The 22,617-nt window shown below is 66.5% G+C and carries 25 protein-coding genes and 1 riboswitch; of the genes, 13 read left to right on the top strand and 12 right to left on the bottom strand.

Translation table 11 applies throughout. The features are described 5' to 3' along the window. Positions 1 to 7: 7 nt before the first annotated feature. The 6 genes from NWF24_RS02485 to NWF24_RS02460 are packed head-to-tail and all read left to right on the top strand — an operon-like array spanning position 8 to position 5,827. Positions 8 to 1,774, top strand: a complete 1,767-nt coding sequence (locus NWF24_RS02485) for a bifunctional alpha/beta hydrolase/class I SAM-dependent methyltransferase (RefSeq protein WP_258352841.1) — start codon at positions 8 to 10, stop codon at positions 1,772 to 1,774. Continuing rightward, entirely contained in the window at positions 1,771 to 3,120 is a 1,350-nt protein-coding gene (locus NWF24_RS02480) for a phosphatase PAP2/dual specificity phosphatase family protein (RefSeq protein ID WP_258352840.1), read from the top strand. Before NWF24_RS02485 ends, NWF24_RS02480 begins: the two co-directional genes overlap by 4 nt. After that, entirely contained in the window at positions 3,110 to 3,559 is a 450-nt protein-coding gene (locus tag NWF24_RS02475) for a hypothetical protein (protein ID WP_258352839.1), read from the top strand. Before NWF24_RS02480 ends, NWF24_RS02475 begins: the two co-directional genes overlap by 11 nt. Next, positions 3,556 to 4,281, top strand: coding sequence for a lysophospholipid acyltransferase family protein (locus tag NWF24_RS02470; protein ID WP_375338434.1), 726 nt, complete (start codon positions 3,556 to 3,558; stop codon positions 4,279 to 4,281). The genes NWF24_RS02475 and NWF24_RS02470 overlap by 4 nt, the downstream gene beginning before the upstream one ends. Next, complete coding sequence (locus NWF24_RS02465; RefSeq protein WP_093056687.1) at positions 4,278 to 5,234, top strand: phosphatidate cytidylyltransferase; 957 nt, start codon at positions 4,278 to 4,280, stop codon at positions 5,232 to 5,234. The genes NWF24_RS02470 and NWF24_RS02465 overlap by 4 nt, the downstream gene beginning before the upstream one ends. Beyond that, the gene (locus NWF24_RS02460; protein WP_258352838.1) at positions 5,231 to 5,827 is read left to right on the top strand and encodes a YdeI/OmpD-associated family protein; all 597 of its coding nucleotides are present in this window, start codon (positions 5,231 to 5,233) and stop codon (positions 5,825 to 5,827) included. Before NWF24_RS02465 ends, NWF24_RS02460 begins: the two co-directional genes overlap by 4 nt. Before the next feature lie 72 nt (positions 5,828 to 5,899). Here NWF24_RS02460 and ruvA read toward each other — a convergent pair whose 3' ends face one another. Then, positions 5,900 to 6,472 (bottom strand): Holliday junction branch migration protein RuvA, encoded by a 573-nt coding sequence (ruvA, locus tag NWF24_RS02455; RefSeq protein ID WP_258352837.1) that lies wholly within the window; start codon positions 6,470 to 6,472, stop codon positions 5,900 to 5,902. Between the two features lie 20 nt (positions 6,473 to 6,492). Here ruvA and NWF24_RS02450 point away from each other — a divergent pair, with 20 nt between their 5' ends. Both NWF24_RS02450 and ybeY read left to right on the top strand, forming a co-directional pair. Continuing rightward, complete coding sequence (locus NWF24_RS02450; RefSeq protein ID WP_258352836.1) at positions 6,493 to 7,449, top strand: PhoH family protein; 957 nt, start codon at positions 6,493 to 6,495, stop codon at positions 7,447 to 7,449. A 1-nt stretch (position 7,450) separates the two neighbouring features. Further along, the gene (gene ybeY, locus NWF24_RS02445; RefSeq protein ID WP_093056690.1) at positions 7,451 to 7,918 is read left to right on the top strand and encodes an rRNA maturation RNase YbeY; all 468 of its coding nucleotides are present in this window, start codon (positions 7,451 to 7,453) and stop codon (positions 7,916 to 7,918) included. 17 nt (positions 7,919 to 7,935) lie between these two features. On the opposite strand, the gene dtd is transcribed toward ybeY, so the two are convergent. Then, positions 7,936 to 8,379 carry a D-aminoacyl-tRNA deacylase gene (gene dtd / locus NWF24_RS02440; RefSeq protein ID WP_258352835.1) on the bottom strand — a complete coding sequence of 148 codons (444 nt, stop codon included), beginning with the start codon at positions 8,377 to 8,379 and terminating at the stop codon, positions 7,936 to 7,938. Beyond that, complete coding sequence (locus NWF24_RS02435) at positions 8,376 to 9,293, bottom strand: cation diffusion facilitator family transporter (RefSeq protein ID WP_258352834.1); 918 nt, start codon at positions 9,291 to 9,293, stop codon at positions 8,376 to 8,378. Before NWF24_RS02435 ends, dtd begins: the two co-directional genes overlap by 4 nt. Before the next feature lie 152 nt (positions 9,294 to 9,445). Here NWF24_RS02435 and NWF24_RS02430 point away from each other — a divergent pair, with 152 nt between their 5' ends. Then, positions 9,446 to 9,991: a FecR family protein gene (locus NWF24_RS02430; RefSeq protein ID WP_093078414.1), complete on the top strand. Its 546-nt coding sequence runs from the start codon at positions 9,446 to 9,448 to the stop codon at positions 9,989 to 9,991. Beyond that, positions 9,988 to 10,620 carry an OmpA family protein gene (locus NWF24_RS02425; RefSeq protein WP_258352833.1) on the top strand — a complete coding sequence of 211 codons (633 nt, stop codon included), beginning with the start codon at positions 9,988 to 9,990 and terminating at the stop codon, positions 10,618 to 10,620. Before NWF24_RS02430 ends, NWF24_RS02425 begins: the two co-directional genes overlap by 4 nt. A 12-nt stretch (positions 10,621 to 10,632) precedes the next feature. Here the strand turns inward: NWF24_RS02425 and tyrS are convergent, their stop codons facing one another. Beyond that, a complete protein-coding gene (gene tyrS / locus NWF24_RS02420; RefSeq protein WP_258352832.1) occupies positions 10,633 to 11,841 on the bottom strand; it encodes a tyrosine--tRNA ligase in 1,209 nt (402 codons plus the stop codon). Positions 11,842 to 12,026: 185 nt separating this feature from the next. Here tyrS and NWF24_RS02415 point away from each other — a divergent pair, with 185 nt between their 5' ends. Further along, positions 12,027 to 13,373, top strand: a complete 1,347-nt coding sequence (locus tag NWF24_RS02415; RefSeq protein WP_258352831.1) for a M23 family metallopeptidase — start codon at positions 12,027 to 12,029, stop codon at positions 13,371 to 13,373. A gap of 40 nt (positions 13,374 to 13,413) precedes the next feature. Beyond that, positions 13,414 to 14,538, top strand: coding sequence for an anhydro-N-acetylmuramic acid kinase (locus NWF24_RS02410; RefSeq protein WP_258352830.1), 1,125 nt, complete (start codon positions 13,414 to 13,416; stop codon positions 14,536 to 14,538). A gap of 7 nt (positions 14,539 to 14,545) precedes the next feature. Here NWF24_RS02410 and mdtD read toward each other — a convergent pair whose 3' ends face one another. From mdtD to rplM, 4 genes are all read right to left on the bottom strand, one after another. Then, positions 14,546 to 15,973: a multidrug transporter subunit MdtD gene (mdtD, locus tag NWF24_RS02405; protein WP_258352829.1), complete on the bottom strand. Its 1,428-nt coding sequence runs from the start codon at positions 15,971 to 15,973 to the stop codon at positions 14,546 to 14,548. An 80-nt stretch (positions 15,974 to 16,053) separates the two neighbouring features. Further along, positions 16,054 to 16,419 (bottom strand): iron-sulfur cluster insertion protein ErpA, encoded by a 366-nt coding sequence (gene erpA / locus NWF24_RS02400; RefSeq protein ID WP_007827949.1) that lies wholly within the window; start codon positions 16,417 to 16,419, stop codon positions 16,054 to 16,056. Between the two features lie 184 nt (positions 16,420 to 16,603). Further along, positions 16,604 to 16,996: a 30S ribosomal protein S9 gene (rpsI, locus tag NWF24_RS02395; RefSeq protein WP_093056698.1), complete on the bottom strand. Its 393-nt coding sequence runs from the start codon at positions 16,994 to 16,996 to the stop codon at positions 16,604 to 16,606. A gap of 12 nt (positions 16,997 to 17,008) precedes the next feature. Further along, positions 17,009 to 17,440, bottom strand: coding sequence for a 50S ribosomal protein L13 (gene rplM / locus NWF24_RS02390; protein ID WP_028259766.1), 432 nt, complete (start codon positions 17,438 to 17,440; stop codon positions 17,009 to 17,011). A gap of 197 nt (positions 17,441 to 17,637) precedes the next feature. Between rplM and NWF24_RS02385 the strand changes: the two genes are divergently transcribed. After that, positions 17,638 to 18,588 carry a 23S rRNA (adenine(2030)-N(6))-methyltransferase RlmJ gene (locus tag NWF24_RS02385; RefSeq protein ID WP_258352828.1) on the top strand — a complete coding sequence of 317 codons (951 nt, stop codon included), beginning with the start codon at positions 17,638 to 17,640 and terminating at the stop codon, positions 18,586 to 18,588. Positions 18,589 to 18,607: 19 nt separating this feature from the next. Here the strand turns inward: NWF24_RS02385 and NWF24_RS02380 are convergent, their stop codons facing one another. The 4 genes from NWF24_RS02380 to ahcY form a co-directional block, all read right to left on the bottom strand. Beyond that, the gene (locus tag NWF24_RS02380) at positions 18,608 to 19,231 is read right to left on the bottom strand and encodes a septal ring lytic transglycosylase RlpA family protein (protein ID WP_258352827.1); all 624 of its coding nucleotides are present in this window, start codon (positions 19,229 to 19,231) and stop codon (positions 18,608 to 18,610) included. 62 nt (positions 19,232 to 19,293) lie between these two features. Then, complete coding sequence (metF, locus tag NWF24_RS02375) at positions 19,294 to 20,118, bottom strand: methylenetetrahydrofolate reductase [NAD(P)H] (RefSeq protein ID WP_258352826.1); 825 nt, start codon at positions 20,116 to 20,118, stop codon at positions 19,294 to 19,296. Between the two features lie 10 nt (positions 20,119 to 20,128). After that, positions 20,129 to 20,911, bottom strand: coding sequence for a TlyA family RNA methyltransferase (locus tag NWF24_RS02370; RefSeq protein ID WP_258352825.1), 783 nt, complete (start codon positions 20,909 to 20,911; stop codon positions 20,129 to 20,131). A gap of 10 nt (positions 20,912 to 20,921) precedes the next feature. Further along, positions 20,922 to 22,361, bottom strand: a complete 1,440-nt coding sequence (gene ahcY, locus NWF24_RS02365; RefSeq protein ID WP_093078405.1) for an adenosylhomocysteinase — start codon at positions 22,359 to 22,361, stop codon at positions 20,922 to 20,924. A gap of 66 nt (positions 22,362 to 22,427) precedes the next feature. After that, positions 22,428 to 22,498: riboswitch (S-adenosyl-L-homocysteine riboswitch) on the bottom strand. Between the last annotated feature and the right edge of the window lie 119 nt (positions 22,499 to 22,617).

The following is a 22,617-nucleotide window of genomic DNA, read 5'->3' as shown; positions in this document are numbered from 1 at the left end:
GGATTCAATGAACGACACCACTCCACGCGCTCCGAACGAGCTTCATTTCCAGACGCACGACGGCGAATCTCTTTTCTACCGCCACTGGCCGGCCACCGGCGCCACGCGGCGCGGCGCCATCGTGCTGTTCCATCGCGGCCATGAACACGGTGCGCGCATGGCGCACCTGGTCGACGAGCTGAACCTGCCCGACTTCGACTTCTTCGCCTGGGACGCCCGCGGCCATGGCCGCTCGCCCGGGCAGCGCGGCTACAGCCCGAGCTTCGGCACTTCGGTGCGCGACGTGCAGACCTTCGTACAGCACATCGGCACGGCGCACGGCGTGCCCGAGCAGGACATCCACGTGGTCGCGCAGAGCGTGGGCGCGGTGCTGATCGCCACCTGGGCGCACGACTACGCGCCCAAGGTACGCGGCCTCACGCTCGCCTCGCCGGCCTTCAAGGTCAAGCTCTACGTGCCGTTCGCGCGCGCCGGGCTAGGGCTGATGCACAAGCTGCGCGGCCTGTTCTTCGTCAACAGCTACGTGAAGGCGAAGTTCCTCACGCACGACCCGCAGCGCATCGCCAGCTACGAGAGCGATCCGCTGATCTCGCGGCCCATCGCGGTCAACATCCTGCTGGGCCTGTACGAGGCCGCCGACCGCGTGGTGGCCGACGCCAATGCGATCACGCTGCCGGTGCAGCTGCTCATTTCGGGCGCCGACTGGGTGGTGCACCACAAGCCGCAGCACCAGTTCTTCGAGCGGCTGGGCAGCGCGGTCAAGACCAAGACGGAGCTGCCGGGCTTCTTCCACGACACCCTGGGCGAGAAAGACCGGGCGCCGGCCGTGGCCTCGATCCGCGAATTCATCCTGCAGCGCTTCGACGAGCCCGCCGTGCCTGTGGACCGCCGCGAGGCGCACCTGAGCGGCGACACGGCCGACGAGTCGCGCGCACTGGCCGAGCCGCTGTCGCCCCTGTCGCCGCGCGGCGCCTACTGGGCCATGACCCGCGCGAGCCTGAAGCTGGGTGGCACGATGTCCGAGGGCATCAAGCTCGGCCACGCCACCGGCTTCGATTCGGGCAGCACGCTCGACTACGTGTACCGCAACCATCCGCAGGGCAGCTCGGCCATCGGCCGCTCCATCGACAAGACCTACCTGGACTCCATCGGCTGGCGCGGCATACGCCAACGCAAGATCCACGTCGAAGAGCTGCTGCGCATTGCAATGGAGCGCCTGGCCGACATGCACCGCGAGGTGCGCGTGATGGACATCGCCGCCGGCCATGGCCGCTACGTGCTCGACGCGGTGCTGGCCAGCCCCGTGAAGGCCAGTTCCATCTTGCTGCGCGACTACAGCGACATCAATGTGCGCGACGGCCGGGCGCTCATCGCCGAGAAGGGCCTGGAAGACGTCGCCCAATTCGTGCAGGCCGATGCCTTCGACCGCATGAGCCTCGCGAGCGTATTGCCGCGGCCCACGCTGGCCGTGGTGTCGGGCCTGTACGAGCTGTTCCCCGACAACGAAATGGTGCGCCGCTCGCTCGCGGGCGTGGGCGACGCGGTGGAAGACCGCGGCTACCTCGTCTACACCGGGCAGCCCTGGCATCCGCAGCTCGAGATGATCGCGCGCGCCCTCACCAGCCACCGCCAGGGCGAGGCCTGGGTGATGCGGCGCCGCACGCAGTACGAGATGGACCAGCTGGTGGAAGAAGCGGGCTTCCGCAAGATCGACCAGCGGGTCGACGAGTGGGGCATCTTCACGGTGTCGCTGGCAGTGCGCGTCACGCAATGACCGCCTGGCTGGCGCAACGGCCCTGGAAGCGCGCCGCCGCATGGCTGGTGTTTCTGGGGCCGCTGTTCTACGCGACCTATGGCTTCGCCAACTGGTGGGCGACCACGCGGGCGAACGTGCCGTCGATGGCTTTCGAGTGGGAGCGGCAGGTGCCGTTCTGGCCGTGGACGATCTTTCCGTACTGGACGATCAACGTCTTCTATGCGCTGTCGCTGTTCCTGGCGCGCAGCAGGCACACGCTCGACCGGCACGCGCTGCGGCTGGTGACGGCCACGCTCATCGCCTGCAGCTGCTTCATCCTCTGGCCACTGCACTTCAGCTTCGGGCAACCGCCGGTCGACGGGGCGCCGGCTTTCCTGTTCAACGCGCTGCGCGGGTTCGACCAGCCGTTCAACCAGGCGCCTTCGCTGCACATCGCGCTGGCCGTGATCCTGTGGGACTGGTACCGGCAGTTCATCCGGCCCCTCTGGGCGCGGCTGGTGCTGCATGTGTGGGCCTTCGCCATCTGCGCGTCGGTGCTCACGACGTGGCAGCACCACTTCATCGACATTCCGACCGGCGCGCTGCTCGGCCTGTTCTGCGTGTGGCTGTGGCCGCTGGAGCGCGTGGTGTCGATGCCGCGCGCGTGGCGCATCACCCGCGACCCGCAGCGCTGGAAGCTGGCGGGGCTCTATGCAGTGGGCGCGGCGCTGTTCCTTGCGGCTGCGCTGTACGGCGGCGGCGTCGTGCTGTGGCTGGCATGGCCGGCCGCGTCGCTCGCGCTGGTGGCGTTGAACTACATCGGCTTCGGCGCACGCGGCTTCCAGATGAACGGCCGTGGCCGCATGGGCTGGGCGGCGCGCTGGATGCTGGCGCCCTACCGGCTCGCCGCCGCCATCAACGCCTGTCTCTGGACCCGCAAGCTACCGGCTTCGGTCGAAGTGGTGCCGGGCCTGCGGCTGGGCCGCCGGCCGACGCACGCCGAGTGGCTGGCCGCCGGACAGCCCCGTCTGGTGAGTCTGTGCGCCGAGCTGCAGATGCCGGCAGGCGTGCCGCATGCGCACTGCGTGCCGCTGCTCGACCTGACGGTGCCGCCAACCGTGCGCCTGCAGCGCGCAGCGGCCGTCATCGAAGGCCAGCGCCGGAACGCGGACGGTGCCACAGTGTGGGTCTGCTGCGCGCTCGGCTTCTCACGCAGCGCTGCGGCGGTAATCGCCTGGCTGGGCCGCTACGGCCCGGCCGGCGGCGTCGCCCAGGCCGAAGACACGGTGCGCCGCGCACGGCCGCAGATCGTGCTGCGGGGGGCCTGGCGGGTGTCACTGGAGCCGTTCAAACCTTTGCCGGAGGTACCGCCCCATGACCGATGACAACGACCGAACCACCTGCGCCGCACTGGCCGGCCTGCTGCGCGCCATCGCGCTGCTGGGCCTCTGGGGCTTTGCGCTCACCTGCATCTCGGCGCTGGTGCTCGCGCTGACGCTGCGCTCGCTCTCGACCACTGCCACCATGGGCTTCGGCGCGGTCGTGATCCTCGGCGCGCTGGAGCGCTACTTCGCGTTCCGGCTGCGCTTCGACGAGGCGCTGTTCGACGGGCTCGCGCGCAACACCGTCGCTTCGCTCGAAGCGCTCGACAAAGCGCTCTCAACGCTCGGGCTGCGCGAGCCACCGCCGTCGCAACACGCCACCACGCGCCCGCTCGACGACCGCGTGCAGGGCACCCGACAGCTCATGCAGCGCCACGCCATCGTGGTGGCGTGCCAGAGCGCCTTGTTCCTCCTTGCCTTGATGACACAGGACCTCTCTTGACCGAAGAAAACAACAAAAACAACGACAAGCCCGAAAGCACCGTGCTGCGGCGCGGGCTCGCCATCGTGGCCGGCAAGCTGATCATCGGCGCGGCCGGGCTGCTGACCGGGGTTCGCGCCATCTGGTCAGGCACCACGCCGAAGGCCGAGCAGACGCTGTACTTCGCCAACCACACGAGCCACGGCGACTTCGTGCTGTTGTGGGCCACGCTGCCGCCCGACCTGCGCGCGCTCACGCGGCCGGTGGCCGGGCAGGACTACTGGATGGCCTCGAAGACGCGCCAGTTCATCGGCGCCGACGTGTTCAATGCGCTGATGATCCGCCGCGACGGCTCGGGCCAGGGCGAGAACCCTGTCGAGCAGATGAAGGAGGCGCTGGACGCCGGCGACTCGCTCATCATGTTCCCCGAGGGCACGCGCAACACGGGCGACGAGATCCTGCTGCCGCTGAAAAGCGGGCTCTTCCACCTGGCGCGCGCCTGCCCCAACGTGCGGCTGGTGCCGGTGTGGATCGAGAACCTGAAGCGCGTGCTGCCCAAGGGCACGCTGGTGCCGATTCCGCTGGCGTGCACGGTGCGCTACGGCGCGCCGATCTCGCTGGCCGAAGGGGAAGACAAGAACACTTTCATCGCCCGCGCACGCACGGCGATGCTCGACCTGCGCCCCGAATACGACCGCATCGAACAACAAAACGGACAAAGCAACGGAGGGAGCGCCTCGTGATCGAACTCTCTCCTTTCGCGTGGACCACGCTCAAGCTTTTCGGCGGTGTGGCCGGAGTGCTGATACTGGCCTCGGCCATCGGCGCACTGCTCAAGTGGCGCGTGGCGCACGGCCAGCCGCATTCGGTGATCGACAACCTCAACTCGCGCGTCAATGCGTGGTGGGTGATGGTGGCGGTGATCGGCATTGCCTTTGCCTTTGGCAAGGGCGGCGTGATCGTGCTGTTCTATCTGATCTCGTTCTATGCGCTGCGCGAATTCATCAGCCTGGCCTATACGCGGCGCGGCGACCATGCGCCGATCGCGCTGGCTTTCTACCTCGCGCTGCCAGGACAGTATTTCCTGATCTGGATCGACTGGTACGGGCTCTACGCGATCTACATCCCGGTCTATGCCTTCCTGCTACTGCCCATCCTGGCGGCGGTCGGCGGCGACACGCGCCGCTTCCTGGAGCGCACCTCGAAGATCCAGTGGGGGCTGATGGTGTGCGTGTTCTGCATCAGCCACGTGCCGGCCCTGCTCACGCTGCAGATTCCTGGCTTCGAAGGCCGCAACCTGCTGCTGATCGCGTTCCTGGTGATCGTGGTGCAGGGCAGCGACGTGCTGCAGTACGTGTGGGGCAAGCTCTTCGGCAAGCGCAAGGTGGCGCCCGAGCTGTCGCCCTCCAAGACCTGGGAAGGCTTGATCGGCGGCGTGGCGAGCGCCACCGCGCTGGGCGCGGCGCTGTACTGGGCCACGCCGTTCAACCCGTGGCAGGCCGCACTGATGGCGCTCACGATCTGCCTTATGGGCTTCTTCGGCGGCCTCGTGATGTCGGCCATCAAGCGCGATCGCGGCGTGAAAGACTGGGGCTCGATGATCGAGGGCCACGGCGGCATGCTCGATCGGCTCGACTCGGTGATCTTTGCAGCACCCATCTACTTCCACGCGCTGCGCTACTGGTGGGTGCCATGACCACGAAGACGGCGGAGCGCATTCCGCACGACACGCCAGTCGAGTGCACCAACGCCGCATCGTGGACGCGCTGGCTCAAGCGCCACCACACGACCGCCGCCGGCGTATGGCTTCGCATCGCGAAGAAGGACAGCGGCATCACCTCCATCGACCACCCCGCCGCACTCGAGGAAGCGCTGTGCTACGGCTGGATCGACGGCCAGCGCAAGAGCGATGACGCGCAGTATTTCCTGCAGCGCTTCACGCCGCGCACCAAGCGCGGCATCTGGTCGCAGATCAACCGCACCAAGGTGCTCAAGCTCATCGACGAAGGCCGCATGCAGCCGGCCGGACTGGCCGAGATCGAGCGCGCGAAGGCCGACGGGCGCTGGGACGCGGCCTACGAAGCCGCGAGCGTGGCGACGGTGCCGCCCGATCTGCAGGCCGCGCTGGATGCAAACAAGAAAGCTGCGAAGTTCTTCGCGACGCTGGATGCGCGCAACCGCTTTGCGGTGCTGTTCCGTACGCAGGGGGCGAAGAAGCCTGAAACCCGGGCACGCCGCATCGAGAAGTTCGTCGAGATGCTGGCGAAGGGCGAAAAGATCTACCCCTGAGCGGCGAGAGTTTCGTTCCGGGGTGCGTGCGAATGACACCGGGCGGCGTGAGCGCGCCCCGGAGAACAGCGCTCACTTAGCCAACGACTTCAACGCCATCTTGATCCCCTCGCTCACCGTCGCATCCTTCGGCAGCGCCTTGAGCGCAAGCGCAGCCTCCTTGTCGCTGTACCCCAGCGCGACCAGCGCCTGAAGAATGTCAGCCTGCGCATCGGAAGCCGCATGCGCCGGCAGGCCGATGTCAGCACCCAGCTTGCCCTTGAGCTCCAGCAGCAGCCGCTCGGCGGTCTTCTTGCCGATGCCCGGAATCTTCACGAGCCGTCCGAGCTCCTGCGTCGTGATCGCCTGCGAAAGCTCGCCCACGCTCATGCCCGAGAGCAGGCCCAGCGCGGTGCGCGGCCCCACGCCGGTGATCTTGATGAGCTGGCGGAAAGCCGCCCTTTCCTCCGCCGTGCCGAAGCCGTAGAGAATCTGCGCGTCCTCGCGCACGACGAAGTGCGTGAGCAGGGAGACTTTCGCGCCGAGGTTCGGCAGGTTGTAGAACGTGCTCATCGGCACGTCGACCTCATAGCCGACTCCGTTGCAATCCACAACCACCTGCGGCGGATTGCGTTCGGCCAGCGTGCCGGTCAGTTTGCCTATCATGGGTGCCCTTTTTCCTTGAAATGTCCGGCGTGATTCTGCGACACACCTTTACCCCACTGAACAATTCGCGCCTCGGCCACCTGTGCGGACCTCTGGACGCCCACCTGCGCCGCATCGAAGAAGCGCTGGGCGTGAAGATCGCGCACCGCCATGAACAGTTCAAGGTCGACGGCCCCAAGGCCTCCGCGCAGCGCGCAATGGACGTGCTGCAAGCGCTGTACGAAATTGCCCAGCGGCCCATCGACGCTGCCGTGGTGCAGCTCACGCTGGCCGGCGACGGCGGCATGCTCGATGGCGACGACGACATAGCGATGCTCGTCACCCGTCGCACCGACCTGCGCGCACGCACGCCCACGCAGGCGGTGTACCTCGACAACATCGCCAAGCACGACATCACCTTCGGCATCGGCCCGGCCGGCACCGGCAAGACCTATCTCGCTGTGGCCTGCGCGGTCGATGCGCTGGAGCGCGCCGCCGTGCAGCGCATCGTGCTGACGCGGCCCGCGGTGGAAGCAGGCGAGCGGCTGGGCTTTCTGCCGGGCGACCTGACGCAGAAGGTCGACCCGTACCTGCGCCCGCTGTACGACGCGCTCTACGACCTGATGGGCTACGAAAAGGTGCAGAAGGCCTTCGAGCGCAACGCGCTCGAAATCGCGCCGCTGGCCTTCATGCGCGGGCGCACGCTGAACAACGCTTTCGTGATCCTCGACGAGGCGCAGAACACCACGCCCGAGCAGATGAAGATGTTCCTCACGCGCATCGGCTTCGGCGCGCGCGCGGTGGTGACGGGCGACGTGAGCCAGATCGACCTGCCCAAGCAGCAGTTGAGCGGGCTGATCGACGCGGAGCGCGTGCTCAAGCGCGTGAACGGCATCGCCATGACGCACTTCACGAGCGTGGACGTGGTGCGCCACCCGCTGGTGGCGAAGATCGTCGATGCCTATGACGGGCAACGCAAGCGTGCGGGAGCTCACTGAGATGGCCGCATCCGCACTTCCGGCACTTTCGCTCTCGCTGCAGTTCGGGCGCTTCAAGGGCGTGGAGCGCCATCGCGCCGCGCTACCGCGCCACAGCGTGACGCGCTGGATCCGCCATGCGCTCGACATCGACGGCGAGATCACCGTGCGCATCGTCGACGCCGATGAAGGCCAGCGCCTGAACCGCGAGTTTCGCGGCAAGGACTACGCGACCAACGTGCTGACCTTCGACTACGCGCAAAGCCCGCTCGTGATGGCCGACCTGGTGCTGTGCGCGCCGGTGGTGGCGCGCGAGGCAAAGGAAAACCGCAAGACGCTGGCCGATCACTACGCGCACCTGCTGGTGCACGGCACGCTGCATGCCCAAGGCTGGGATCACGAGACCAGCGAGGCCGACGCCGACGAGATGGAAGCGTACGAAATCGAGATTCTTGCGGGCCTGGGCATTCGCAGCCCGTACGGCAAATAGATAAGCGGCCGCCGCCGCTACGCCGTCATCTGCAGCGGGATGGTGACGGGCCCGTCGTTCAACAGGTGCACCTGCATGTCGGCGCCGAACTCGCCGGTGGCCACCACCGGGTGCGCGGCGCGCGCCTGCGCCACGAAGTATTCGTAGAGCCGACGCCCTTCGTCGGGCGGCGCGGCCTGGGTGAAGCTGGGGCGGTTGCCGCCGCTCGCGTCGGCCGCCAGCGTGAACTGGCTCACCACCAGCAGGCCGCCGCCGATGTCCTGCACGCTGCGGTTCATCTTGCCGGCCTCGTCCGAGAAGATGCGCAGCTTGAGGATCTTGGCGAGCATGCGGTCGGCGAGCGCGTCGATGTCGCCACGCTCCGCGCACAGCAGCACGAGCAGGCCCGCGTCGATGGCGCCGACGGTGCTGCCGGCAATGTCGACGCGTGCATTCGCCACGCGTTGGAGAACAGCTTTCATAGGGGGTGATGTTCGCCGGCCTGGGTGGCGCGGGCTTCCATGGTCAGGGGCAGGAGCTGGATGGTGACGCGCAGGCCGGGCACGGCGTCCATCAGGGCCTGCTCCAGTTGGTCGCGCATGCTGGCGGCGTGCTGCAGGGTCCAGTCGCCGGGCACGTGCATGTGCAGGTCGGCAAAGCGGCGCTGGCCGGCGCTGCGGGTCACCATGTCGTCGAAGCGCAGCCGCGTGCCTTCGGGCATGCGGGCGGCAAAGGCGTCGAGCGTGCCGCGCACGGTTGCGAGGGTTTCAGGGTCGAGGGCTTCGTCCATCAGGCCCTGCGACGAACGCCACACCAGCTTGACGCCCTCCCGCACGATGTTCAGCGCTACGCCGATGGCCAGCAGCGGGTCGAGCCAGAGCCAGCCGCTGAGCTGCACGCCGACGATGCCGATCACCACGGCGGCGGAGGTCCAGACGTCGGTCATCAGGTGGCGGCCGTCGGCCTCCAGCGCGATCGACCGGTGCGTGCGTGCCGCGCGGAAGAGCAGAAAAGCCAGCCCCGCGTTGAAGCCCGAGCTGAGCACCGACAGCGCCAGGCCCCAGCCCAGTTGCTCCAGCGGCTGCGGCGACAGCAGGCGCTGGATGGACACCCAGAGGATCGCAATGGCCGCGCCAACGATCAGGATGCCTTCGAAGCCCGAGGAAAAGTACTCGGCCTTGTGGTGGCCGTAGGGGTGGTCGTCGTCGGCGGGCCGCTCGGCGATGGTCACCATGGCCAGCGCGAACATGGCGCTCGCCAGGTTCACGAAGGACTCCATGGCGTCCGAGATCAGGCCCATCGAATTCGTCATGTAGCCGGCCAGCCCCTTGAGCACGATCGTGATCAAAGCCACGGCAACGGACACGCGCAGCAGCGTCTTTGGGGTAAACGTCATGCAAGAACCATAGGGAATTGGGCAAGAAGGCAACGCAAAAAGCGGTAAAAGGCCGCAAGAACCGTCTGAATTATCGGCCCCGTGTCTACATGTAACGCCTTCGCCTTAATAATTCGCGACCAACGCGAAACAGTCCTTCGCAGAGAGCCCAGATGATGAAAAACCTCGTGATCGCCTTGGGCGGCCTCGCCATTGTGGCCTCGGCCGCACTGGCACAAGCCCAGACGCCGTCGGCCGCTCCCGTGGCGGCGCCACCTGCCGCAGCCGCGTCCGCACCGGCGCCTGCTACCGCCGCGCCAGCCGCCAAGGCGGATCCCCAGGCGGGCTTCGTGAAGTTCGTGCGCGGCAACGTGCAACTGCTCAACGGCGCCGGCGCCACCCGCGCCGCCAGCCCCGGTGATGCGCTGGGCGCGGTGGACCGCATCGTGACCGGCCCCGATTCTTCGGCCTCGGTGGTGCTCCGCGACGACACGACGCTGGTGGTCGGCCCCTCGTCGCGGCTCGACCTGAAGGAATTCCACTTCGACGGCACGACGCACGAAGGCGGCATGCTGGTCTCGCTGCTGCGAGGCTCCATGCGCATGATCACCGGCCTGATCGGCAAGACCAACCCCGACGCAGTGCGGGTCGAGACGCAGACGGCCACCATCGGCATTCGCGGCACCGACTTCATCGTGCAAGCCGACGGCCAGCCATGATGATGAAGACCCCCAAGCCCCAACAGTCCCGCCTCGCATTCCTCTTTCCGGCCGCGCTGGCCGCCCTGCTGCTGGCCGCATGCTCGACGCCCGGCACGCGGGTGGTGCTGCTGCCGCAGGCGGACGGCAAGCCATCGGCAGTGGTGGTGCGAGCCAAGGACGGCGAGGAAGTGCTTTCCACGCCTTACCAGCGCGCCACGGCCGCGGTGGGCGCAAAGGGCGCCCCGGTGGTCGACCAGGCCGATCCGGCCAAGGTGCAGGCGGACAACAAGCCGCTGTTCGACATGCGCCCGCCTCCGCCGCAGCGCTACACGGTGTATTTCGAGCTCGGCGGCACCACGTTGACGCCGGCTTCACAGCAGATCATGACCGAGGCGCTGGCTGCCGCCCTGGCACGCAGCGGCGGCGACATCGTGGTCACGGGCCACACCGACACCAAGGGCAGCGGCGAGCAGAACGACCAGTTGTCGCGTCGCCGGGCGCAGGAAGTGGTCCAGCTCTTCGTGGAACGCCAGTTCCCGGCCAACCGCATCGAGGCCGTGGGCCGCGGCGAGCGCGACCTGGCCGTTCCGACTGCTGACGAGGTGGACGAGCCGCGGAACCGGCGCGTCACCATCGAGGTTCGCTGAAAAACCCTCAGCTCAGGTCAGGGTCACGCGGGCGAATTTGCGCTTGCCGACCTGCACCACGTAGCTGCCTGCGGGCAGCTTCAGCGCCTTGTCGCTGACCACGGCTGAATCGATACGCACGCCACCGCCGTCGATCAGGCGGTTGCCCTCCCCGGCCGAAGACGCCAGGTTCGCCTGCTTGAGCAACTGGGCGATGCCCAGCGGAGCCCCCGACAGCGACACCTCCGGAATCTCGTCCGGCACGCCACCCTTGCTGCGGTTGATGAAATCCTGTTCGGCCGCATCCGCCGCCGCCGCACTGTGGAAGCGCGTGGTGATTTCCTTGGCCAGCGCGACCTTGGCGTCCTTCGGGTTGCGGCCACCCTCGATCTCGGCCTTCAGCGCCGCGATCTGCTCCAGCGACAGGAAGCTCAGCAGCGTGTACCAGCGCCACATCAGGTCATCGGAAATCGACAGCACCTTGGCGAACATGGTGTTGGCGTCTTCGCTGATGCCGATGTAATTGTTCTTGCTCTTCGACATCTTTTCGACGCCGTCGAGCCCCTCCAGCAGCGGCATAGTGAGTATGCACTGCGGTTCCTGGCCGTATTCCTGCTGGAGATGACGACCGACGAGCAGGTTGAACTTCTGGTCGGTGCCGCCCAGTTCGAGGTCGCTCTTGAGCGCGACCGAGTCGTAGCCCTGCATCAGCGGGTAGAGGAATTCATGCACCGAGATCGACTGGCCGCCCTTGAAGCGCTTGTTGAAGTCGTCTCGCTCCATCATCCGGGCCACCGTGTACTTGGCGGCGAGCTGGATCATGCCACGGGCACCCAGGGGGTCGCTCCACTCGGAGTTGTAGCGGACTTCGGCGATATCGACGTTCAGCACCAGGCGCAGCTGGTCGAAGTAGGTCGCCGCATTGGCCTCGATCTGCTCGCGGGTCAGCGGCGGCCGGGTGCTGTTGCGCCCGGACGGGTCGCCGATGGTGGTGGTGAAGTCGCCGATCAGCGGGATCACCGTGTGGCCCAGATCTTGCAGCTGGCGCATCTTGTTGAATACCACTGTGTGCCCGAGGTGGATATCAGGGGCAGTCGGGTCCAGGCCGAATTTGATGCGCAGGGGGGTTCCGGTGGCTTCGGAACGCTGCAGCTTGCGCACCCACTCGTCCTGAGGCAGCAGTTCTTCGGCGCCTCGGAGGGAAATTTCGAGCGCGCGTCCTACACTATTTGAGAGGCTCATGGATGTAACAGATTCGGCCTTTACGGGCTTTTTTAGCTGACTTTTGGGGTGCCGAAGCTATACTCAGCCCGACTTTTCAAGCGCCGAATTCTAAGCGGCGCTTTTTTCCGCACCGTCTGCTGCCGCCCTGAACGTTACTGGGCCTTGCAGCACGGATTTGCAGAACCTGAGCTGGAATTCACAGTTTGATCAACGGCATTCTTGCCGCCGAGGAGCTACTTGCTTCTCGCGTGGCCTATACATTCCGGACCTACCCCAAGCAGATCACCGCGGTCATTGCTGCCGCGCTGCTGAGCGCCGGCACCCTCGCGGTGGCATCGCTCGGTCCTGACGCATCCGACCTCCCGGTTCACCAGATCCTCGAAGCCACGGCGCCCGTCTCGTTCGCCGACCAGAGCGAATCGCTCGAAAACTTCAGCTTCACCCTGTTCCGCACCGACGTCACCCGCTCGAGCGACACGGCCGAGGCCCTGATGAAGCGCCTGGGCATTTCCGACCCGGCCGCCACCGCTTTCGTGCGCAGCAGCGTGGAGGCCCGCAACGCGCTGTTCTCGCGCGCCGGCCGCACCGTGACGGCCGAAGCCACGCAGGAAAACCAGCTCAAGAAGCTCAGCGCCCGCTGGATTCCCGACGGCGACGGCGGCTTCAAGCGCTTCGTCATCGAACGCACGCCCACCGGCTTTGCCGGCGTGACCGAACGCGACATGCTCACGCCGGGCACGCGCCTGGCAAGCGGCACCATCCGCACTTCGCTGTTCGCCGCCACCGACGACTCACGCATTCCCGACGCGGTGGCGAGCCAGCTGGCCGACATCTTCGCGGGCGACGTCGACGTGCGCGCCCTGCGCAAGGGCGACCGCTTCGCCGTGGTGTACGAAACCTTCGAAGCCGACGGACAGGCACTGCGCAGCGGCCGTGTGCTGTCGGCCGAGTTCGAGAACAACGGCAAGATCCACCAGGCTGTCTGGTTCCAGCCCCCGGGCGCGGGCCAGAAGGGCAGCTACTACCGCCCGAACGGCGACAGCCTGCGCAAAGCCTACCTGGCGACGCCGGTCGAGTTCTCGCGCGTGTCCAGCGGCTTTGCGATGCGCATGCACCCGATCCTGAACAGCTGGCGCCAGCACAACGGCATCGACTACGCGGCGCCCACGGGCACCTCGGTGCGTTCGGTCGGCGACGGCACGGTCGATTTCGCCGGCACGCAGAACGGCTACGGCAACATCGTCATCATCAATCACCGCAACAACCAGCAGACGGCGTACGCGCACTTGAGCCGCATCGACGTCAAGGCCGGCCAGGCCGTGAGCCAGGGCCAGACGGTCGGCGCGGTGGGCTCCACCGGCTGGGCCACCGGCCCGCACCTGCACTTCGAATTCCGCGTGGGCGGCGTCTATCAAGACCCGGCGTCCATCGCACAGGAAGGCGGCGCGCCAATCACCGCCGCCATGCGTCCCGCCTTCGAGCGTGTCGCCGTCGGCGCACGCACCGAGCTGGCGGCTGCTTTCTCGGTCATCCAGGCCAGCGCCGACTGATTCCGTCGCGCGGCGCGGCCTCTCCAGCCCTGATCCAAAGATGGCCGCCGAACTTTTCATCGGCCTGATGTCGGGCACCTCGCTCGATGGCGTCGACGGTGTGCTTGCCGACTTTTCCGGCGGCCGCATCGCGGTGCAGGCCTACGCCACTGCGCAGTTTCCCGTGGCCTTGCGCGCCGAACTGCTCGCGCTGAACACTCCCGGCGACAACGAACTGCATCGCGCGGCACTGGCCGGCAACGGGCTGGCTCGTGCGTATGCCGGTGTCGTCGCCCAGTTGCTGGCGGACAGCGGCATCGACGCCAAGGCCATCACCGCCATCGGCGCGCACGGACAGACCGTGCGCCACCGGCCGCTCGAGTTCGACGAGGTCGGCTACACCCTGCAAATCAACAACCCCTCGCTGCTGACCGAGCTGACCGGCATCGACGTGGTCGGCGACTTCCGCAGCCGCGACCTCGCGGCCGGCGGCCAGGGCGCACCGCTGGTGCCGGCCTTTCACCGCGCGCTGTTCGCCCGGGCCGACGAGACGGTCGCTGTGCTGAACATCGGCGGCATTTCCAACCTGAGCCTGCTGCCGGCGACGAATACGGCGGGCGGCGCCACCGTGCTCGGTTTCGACTGCGGCCCTGGCAATGCACTGATGGATCACTGGTGCCAGACCAACCAGGGCCAGCCCTTCGACCGTGGCGGCCAATGGGCGGCCAGCGGACAGGTGCTGCCCGCCCTGCTCTCGCAGTTGCTGGCCGACCCGTATTTCGCCAAGACGCCACCGAAAAGCACCGGGCGCGACCTGTTCAACCCGACCTGGCTCGCCGCGCAACTCGGCACCACGACGATGGCGCCTGCCGATGTGCAGGCGACACTGGCCGAATTGACCGCGCACGTATGTGCGGCAGACGTGAAGAGCTATGGAAAAGATAGCAAGCTGCTGATCGTCTGCGGCGGTGGCGCGCTAAACGACCATCTGCTCGACCGCCTGCGCGTGCTGCTGCCTGGCATCCATGTGGCGGCCTCGACCGATCACGGCCTGCCGCCTCAGCAGGTCGAGGCGGCGGCGTTTGCGTGGCTTGCCCGCGCCACCGTCAGGCGTGAAGCGGGCAATCTGGCCAGCGTGACTGGCGCGCGCGGGGCACGGGTGCTCGGCGCGATCTATCCCGCTTGATTCGCCCTCAGCCCTGGCCGGAAACCTCCGGCTGCGCGGGGTGCGGCGCCCGCACTTCCGAAGGCAGATACCAGAAGATCATCGCTGAAGCCACCGTGATCAGCCCCATACTCGCAAAGGTGGCCTGAAAGGCATCCAGCGTGTGCGCAGGCGTCTCGGTGCCGAAGATGCCGTTGTAACCCGCCAGCACGGCGCCGGCGGCCGCCACGCCGAGACTCATTGCCAGCATCTGCACCATCGACAGCAAGCTGTTGCCGCTGCTGGCCATGCTGCCGTCCAGGTCCTTCAGCGTGATCGTGTTCATTGCGGTGAACTGCAGCGAATTGACCGCGCCGAAAGCCAGCAGCTGCAGCACATGCAGCGCCATCGGCTGGCCCGGCGCCGTCAGCCCGAAGCTGGCCATGGTGCAGCCCACGAGGATAGTGTTGACCACCAGCACCTTGCGGTAGCCATGGCGCGTGATCAGCGGCGTGGCGAAGCGCTTCATGGCCATGCCGGCCAGCGCGATCGGCAGCATCATCAGCCCGGCGCGCACCGGCGAATAGCCCATCGACACCTGAAGCAGCAGCGGCACCAGGAAGGGCATGCAGCTGCTGCCCAGCCGCGAGAACAGGTTGCCGATCAGGCCGATGCTGAGTGTCGGCACATGAAACAGCGAGGGCGCGAACAGAGGTTCGGGCGTGCGCGAGGCGCGAAGCCAATAGGCGACGATGCTCGCAAAGCCGAAGATCAGCACGACCATTACGCCGCCCTGGCGCAGGCCCACGCCATCGAGCGAGAGCGAAATCGCCACCATGCCGAAGGCCAGCATCGCGTAGCCCACGCTGTCGAAGCGCTTCTGCACCACGCCGCGCAGGTCGGGCATGTACTTGAGCGTGGCGATGCAGCCCAGCAGCCCCACGGGCACGTTGATCAGGAAAATCCAGTGCCACGAGGCGTACTGCACCAGCCAGCCGCCCAGCGTGGGGCCCAGCAAGGGCCCTATGAGGCCCGGAATGGCGACAAAGCTCATCGCCTGCAGGAATTCCCCGCGCGGCACCGTGCGCAGCAGCGCCAGGCGCCCCACGGGCAGCAGCAACGCGCCGCCCAGGCCCTGGACCACGCGGGCGGCCACCAACTGGCCCAGCCCATGCGAGAGCGCGCACAGCACCGATCCGGCGGCGAACAGCACGATCGCCGAGAAGAAGATGCGCCGCGTGCCGAAACGGTCGGCAATCCAGCCCGAGGCGGGAATCAGCATCGCCATGGTGAGCGCGTACGCCACCACCACCGACTGCATGCGCAGTGGGCTCTCGCCGAGGCTCGCGGCCATCGCCGGCAACGCGGTATTGATGATGGTGGCGTCGAGCGTCTGCATGAAGAAGCCGACAGCGACGAGCCACAACAGGCTCTTGCGGACGGGATTGACGGCGGCGGCTTCAGCCTCGGAGGTCATAGGCAGGGAAAGAGAAACAGGAACGAAAAAGCCGCCCGGAGGCGGCTTATTGGGGAAGCTGGGTCAGCAGCATTCAGGCATCAGGCCGAGAAGCTCGATCCGCAGCCGCAGGTGCTGGTGGCGTTCGGGTTCTTGATCACGAACTGGGCGCCTTGCAGGTCTTCCTTGTAGTCGATCTCGGCGCCGACCAGGTACTGGTAGCTCATGGCATCGATCAACAGCGACACACCGTTCTTGGTCATGGTGGTGTCGTCTTCGTTGGTGATTTCATCGAAGGTGAAACCGTACTGGAAGCCGGAGCAGCCGCCACCCTGCACGAACACGCGCAGCTTCAGGTCGGGATTGCCTTCCTCGGCGATCAGGTCGGCCACCTTGGCGGCCGCGCTGTCTGTGAAGACGATCGGCTCGGGCATCTGGGTCTGGATGTTTTCGGCAACGGCGCTCATGGGGTGATAACTCCTAGGGGGCCGGACATGCGGCCAATAGAACGAATGCTACTGCAATGCCGCATTCTCGGCAGGCTGGGTGTGGCGTGCACCCCAATGCAAGTGGGGTTGGAGGCCCTTGCGCCAAGAGGGCTTCCAATGAAAAAGCCGCCCGAAGGCGGCTTTTTGTTCGCAGTGAACAGGATCAGCGCTTGCTGAACTGCTTGCGACGACGGGCGGAGTGCAGACCGACCTTCTTACGTTCGACTTCACGCGCATCGCGCGTCACGAAGCCGGCTTGGCTCAGGACGGGCTTGAGCGACGCGTCGTAGTCGATCAGCGCACGGGTGATGCCGTGGCGCGTTGCGCCGGCTTGACCCGATTCGCCGCCACCGTTCACGTTCACCATCACGTCGAAAGCTTCGAGGTTGTTGGTCAGCGCGAGGGGCTGCTTGGCGATCATGATCGAGGTTTCGCGGCCGAAGAACTCTTGGATGTCCTTGCCGTTGACCGTGATCTTGCCGGTGCCTTTTTTCAGAAACACGCGGGCGACGCTCGATTTGCGACGGCCGGTGCCATTGTTCCATTCACCAATCATTCTCAAGGCTCCTTACAGTTCCAGCACTTTGGGCTGTTGGGCGGTATGCGGGTGCTCAGCACCACCGTACACCTTGAGTTTTTTGATCATCGCGTAACCGAGCGGGCCCTTGGGCAGCATGCCCTTGACAGCCTTTTCCAGGGCGCGGCCCGGGTGCTTGGATTGCATGTCGCGGAAGTTCGTCGCCGTGATACCGCCCGGGTAGCCCGAGTGACGGTAGTACACCTTGTCGATCGACTTGGCGCCGGTGACGCGCAGTTGCGCGGCGTTGATGATGACGATGAAGTCACCGGTATCGACGTGAGGCGTGTAAATGGCCTTGTGTTTGCCGCGCAAACGGAGAGCAACTTCGCTGGCTACTCGTCCGAGGACCTTGTCGGTCGCGTCAATCACAAACCACTCGTGCGTCACGTCAGCGGGCTTGGCGCTGAACGTTTTGGTCATGAGTTTTTCTCTTGAAAAGAGGGTTTGGCGGGCCCTTTTCCACGGTCGGCGTTCCTCTGACGGGAATCTCTTAGGTGGGAAGGTAGTCTTCGCCGCGGGGCCACAAAAACGCTGCGAAGCCCGCGATTATATAAAGAATGGCCCTGTGCTGGCAAATTCGCATATGTGCGGCCCAACACCGTTACCATCCTCCCCCTATGTTCAGTTACCGCCACGCCTTCCATGCCGGCAACCACGCCGACGTGCTCAAGCACACGGTGCTGATTGCCACGCTCGACCATCTGCTTGAAAAAGAGGCAGCCCTGACGGTCGTCGACACCCACGCTGGCGCCGGCCTGTACCGGCTCGACGGCGACTATGCCGGCACGAGCGGCGAAGCGGCCGACGGCGTTCTGCGCCTTCTTTCGGACAAGAAAGAGCCCACCACGCCCGCCCCCGCAGCGAAGTCCGCTAGCAAAAAGGTAGCGCCAGAAGCCGAAGCCCCGCTGGCCGAAGCGATCGCCCGCTACCTCAGTGTGATCCACGACTTCAACCCCAAGGGCGGCGCCCGCGTCTACCCTGGCTCGCCGTTCATCGTGCAGCACCTGCTGCGCGATCACGACAAGCTCAAGCTGTTCGAGCTGCACCCGACCGACGCCCGCACGCTGGACGCCAACATCGCCCAACTCGAGGCCGGCCGCCAGATCGCCGTGCTGCGCGAAGACGGCTTCGGCAGCGCCACCAAGTTCCTGCCGCCGCCGTCGCGCCGCGCGCTGGTGCTGATGGACCCCAGCTACGAGATGAAGACCGACTACGGCCGCGTGCTCGATTTCGCGGCCGAGGCGCTCAAGCGCTTTGCCACCGGCACCTACGCGATCTGGTATCCGATCATTCCGCGCCCCGAGGCGCACGACCTGCCGCGCCGGCTCAAGACGATGGCGACCAAGGCCGGCAAGTCGTGGCTGCATGCCACGCTGACGGTCAAGTCCAGCAAGATCACGACCGACGCATCGGGCGAAACGCACCGGCCGGGGCTGCCGGCCAGCGGCATGTTCCTGATCAATCCGCCGTACACGCTGAAGCCGCTGCTGGCGGACGCGTTGCCGCAGCTGGTGGAGCGCCTGGCGCAAGACCGGCACGCCGCCTTCTCGCTCGATTCGGGCGGCTGAGCCCCCGCCTTTTCGTTTCTTATTTACGGCGACGGGGCGGCACGACCACCTTGCGCCGCGCGGGCACCGGCGACTTGGCTCGCTGCTGTACGGCCGCAGCCGCCGCCGCCACTGGCGCCGACGCATCGCCGGCCTCCACCGGCAAGCCACCGCAACGCATCCCTTCACGGTCGACGATCGACAGCGCCACCTGCTTGATACCCAGGCCCGTCAGGCCGATGCGGTCGGCCGCCGCGCGGCTCAGGTCGATCACGCGGCCTGCCGCATAGGGCCCGCGGTCGTTGATCCGCACCAGCACCTCGCTGCCGTTGACGAGGCTGCGCACGCACACGCGCGTGTTGAAAGGCAGAGTCTTGTGAGCCGCCGTCAGGGCGGTCATGTCGAAGCGCTCGCCGCTGGCGGTCTTGCGCTGATGAAACTGGATGCCGTACCACGAGGCGCCGCCACGCTCGAAGATTTCGCGCGGCCCGTCGTCGCCGGGGACTCCGTCGTCCGGCGTCTGTTCGCCCATTCCGGACACCGCCAGGTCATAGCGCACCGACGGCACGCTCGAACGCGGCGCCGCGCCAGGCGGCACTGCGATGGCACGGGGCAAGGGCAGCAGCTTCCCCGTTCCGCTTTCGGCGTCCGTGGCCGGCGGCATGGCGCAACCCGCGAGAACGCAGGTCGCAGCGACCAGGACTGCACGAAGCCCCGCGCGCCCTCTCAATCGAGGCGCTCCAGTACAGCCAGCGTGGCCGCCGACTGGTTCATCGTGTAGAAGTGCAGCGCCGAGGCGCCACCGTCGCGCAGACGCGCGCACAGGTCGGTCACCACGTCGAGCCCGAAGGACTTGATCGATGCCGTGTCGTCGCCAAAGGACTGCAGCCGCAGGCGGATCCAGCGCGGAATCTCGGCGCCGCAGGCGTCCGAGAAGCGCATGAGCTGCGTCGAACTCGTGATCGGCATGATGCCCGGCACGACCGGCGTGTCGAGCCCCAGCTTGCGCACGTCGTCGACGAAGCGGAAGTAGGCCTCTGGGCTGAAGAAGTACTGCGTGATCGCCGAATCGGCGCCCGCCTTCACCTTCGCGGCAAAGGCCTGCAGATCAGCCTCGGGCGAACGGGCCTGCGGATGGATTTCGGGGTAGCAGGCCACCTCGATGTGAAAGTCGCGGCCGGTCTCCTCGCGGATAAAGGCGACGAGGTCGCTCGCATACAGGAACTCGCCGCCGATGCCGTAGCCGCTCGGCAGGTCGCCGCGCAGGGCCACCAGGCGCTTGACGCCCATGGCCTTCAGCTCGGCGAGCTGCTCGCGCACAGTGGCGCGCGTGGCGCCAATGCACGAGAAGTGGCTCGCGGCGTCCACGCCTTCGGACAGGATCTCCTGCACCGCACCAAAAGTGCCCTGGTGCGTGGAGCCGCCCGCGCCGTACGTGACCGAGCAGAACTGCGGCTTGCGCACATACAGCTGCTGGCGCACGGCGCGCAGCTTGACCGCGCCTTCGGGCGTCTTGGTCGGGAAGAATTCGAAACTCAGCGGAAGGCGCACCTGCGTCTCCTTAGGAACCGTCGTTCGCGTCCTGGGCGGCACGAACGGCGTGAATGAAAAACTCGCGGTTGCCGTCGCCTCCGGCGATGGGGCTGTCGAACCACTGCAGCACGCGCAGGCCCAGCGCCTCGCAGGCGTCGTGCAGGCGCTTCTCGACCACCGCATACATCGACTCGTCGCGCACGATGCCGCCCTTGCCGACCTGGCCCGGCTGCAGTTCGAACTGCGGCTTGACCAGCATCAGCAGGCGCCCGTCATCGGCCAGGAATTCGACCACCGCCGGCAGCACCAGCGTGAGCGAAATGAACGACAGGTCGCCAACGATCAGGTCGAAACGCGACTCGCCTTCTTCCTCCAGGTCGTCGGGCGACAACGCACGCGCATTGACGCCTTCGATGGCGACCACGCGTTCGTCTTCGCGCAAGCGCGCATGCAGCTGCCCATGGCCGACATCGACGCCAACCACCTTCGCGGCACCGCGCTGCAGCAGGCAATCGGTAAACCCGCCGGTCGACTGGCCCACGTCGAGGCACAGCTTGCCGGAGGGATCGATGCCGCTCTCGGCCAGCGCGCCTTCGAGCTTGAGCCCGCCGCGCGACACATAGCGCGCCTCGGCCGCGTCGACCAGCTCGAGCTCGGCCGATTCGGGCACGTCGTCCTTGTTCTTGACGACCGAGCGCCACGCGTCGCTCGTGCCCGCGTCGCGCCAGCGCAAGCCGCCGGCAATGAGCCGCACCGCTTGCGAACGCGACGCGGCCAGGCCGCGCTCCACCAACAGTTGATCAGCGCGCATCCGTTGTCGATCAGTAGCGGTACGTGTCCGGCTTGTACGGGCCGTTCTTGCTCACGCCGATGTAGGCGGCCTGCGCGTCGGTCAGCTCGGTGAGCATGGCGCCGACCTTCTTCAGGTGCAGGCGCGCGACCTTCTCGTCCAGGTGCTTGGGCAGCACGTAGACCTTGCCGGCCTGGTAGGCGTCGGGCTTGGTGAACAGCTCGATCTGGGCGATGGTCTGGTTCGCGAACGACGACGACATCACGAAGCTCGGGTGGCCCGTACCGCAGCCCAGGTTCACGAGGCGGCCCTTGGCCAGCAGGATGATCTTCTTGCCGTCGGGAAACTTGATGTGGTCGACCTGCGGCTTGATCTCTTCCCACTCGTACTTCTCGATCGACGCGACGTCGATCTCGTTGTCGAAGTGGCCGATATTGCAGACGATGGCCTGGTCCTTCATCTTGGCCATCGTGTCGTGCGTGATGACGTCCTTGTTGCCGGTGGTCGTCACGAAGATGTCGGCCTTGTCGGCGGCATATTCCATCGTCACGACCTTGTAGCCTTCCATCGCGGCCTGCAGGGCGTTGATCGGGTCGATCTCGGTGACCCACACCTGCGCCGACAGCGCGCGCAGTGCCTGTGCCGAGCCCTTGCCCACGTCGCCGTAGCCGGCCACGCAAGCCACCTTGCCGGCGATCATCACGTCGGTGGCGCGCTTGATGCCGTCAACCAGCGATTCGCGGCAGCCGTACAGGTTGTCGAACTTGCTCTTGGTGACCGAGTCGTTCACGTTGATGGCGCGGAACAGCAGCGTGCCCTTGGCGCTCATCTCGTTCAGGCGGTGCACGCCGGTGGTCGTTTCCTCGGTCACGCCGATGATCTCGGCCGACTTGCGGGTGTACCAGGTCGAGTCGACGGCCAGCTTGGCCTTGATGGCGGCGAAGAGAATGCGCTCTTCCTCGCTGCCCGGGTTGGCGAGCACGCCCAGGTCTTTTTCAGCGCGCTGGCCCAGGTGCATCAGCAGCGTGGCGTCGCCGCCGTCGTCCAGGATCATGTTCGGGCCTTCGCCCTTCGAGTCCTTGGGACCGAAGTCGAAGATGGCGTGGGTGTAGTCCCAGTAATCCTTCAGCGATTCGCCCTTGATGGCGAACACCGGCGTGCCGGCGGCGGCGATGGCAGCCGCGGCGTGGTCCTGCGTCGAGAAGATGTTGCACGAGGCCCAGCGCACGGTCGCGCCGAGGGCTTGCAGCGTCTCGATCAGCACGGCCGTTTGAATGGTCATGTGCAGCGAGCCCGTGATGCGCGCGCCCTTCAGCGGCTGCGCCTTCGAGAACTCTTCGCGGATGGCCATCAGGCCGGGCATTTCGGTTTCCGCGATCTTGATTTCCTTGCGGCCCCAGGCGGCGAGGGACAGGTCGGCAATCGCCTGGTCGGCGGTCGAAACGGGGGTGGGCTTGAGAACAGCGCTCATGGGAACTCCAACAAAACTGGTTTGAAAGATGCCGCTGCGTACGGGGAACGGACTCACCGCAAGAACAGCGGGTGAGCGTGGTTGCGATGTGTGGTCCGAGCCTCACGCCTGACGGCGCTGCAACGCTCCTCGGAACGGCAGATTGTAGACGGGGCAAGAGCCTGCGCCAACGCTCGGGGCTTGGCTGGCATTTGTCACCCTCGGCGTGACATTGACCTCTGGTTACGATTTCCCCGGGTTTGGTTCAGCAGCCAAC

It is taken from the genome of Variovorax paradoxus (assembly GCF_024734665.1).
Taxonomy (GTDB): Bacteria; Pseudomonadota; Gammaproteobacteria; order Burkholderiales; family Burkholderiaceae_C; genus Variovorax.
The sequence above is the reverse complement of the archived record's forward strand: the minus strand, read 5'-3'. Positions and strand labels throughout refer to the sequence as shown.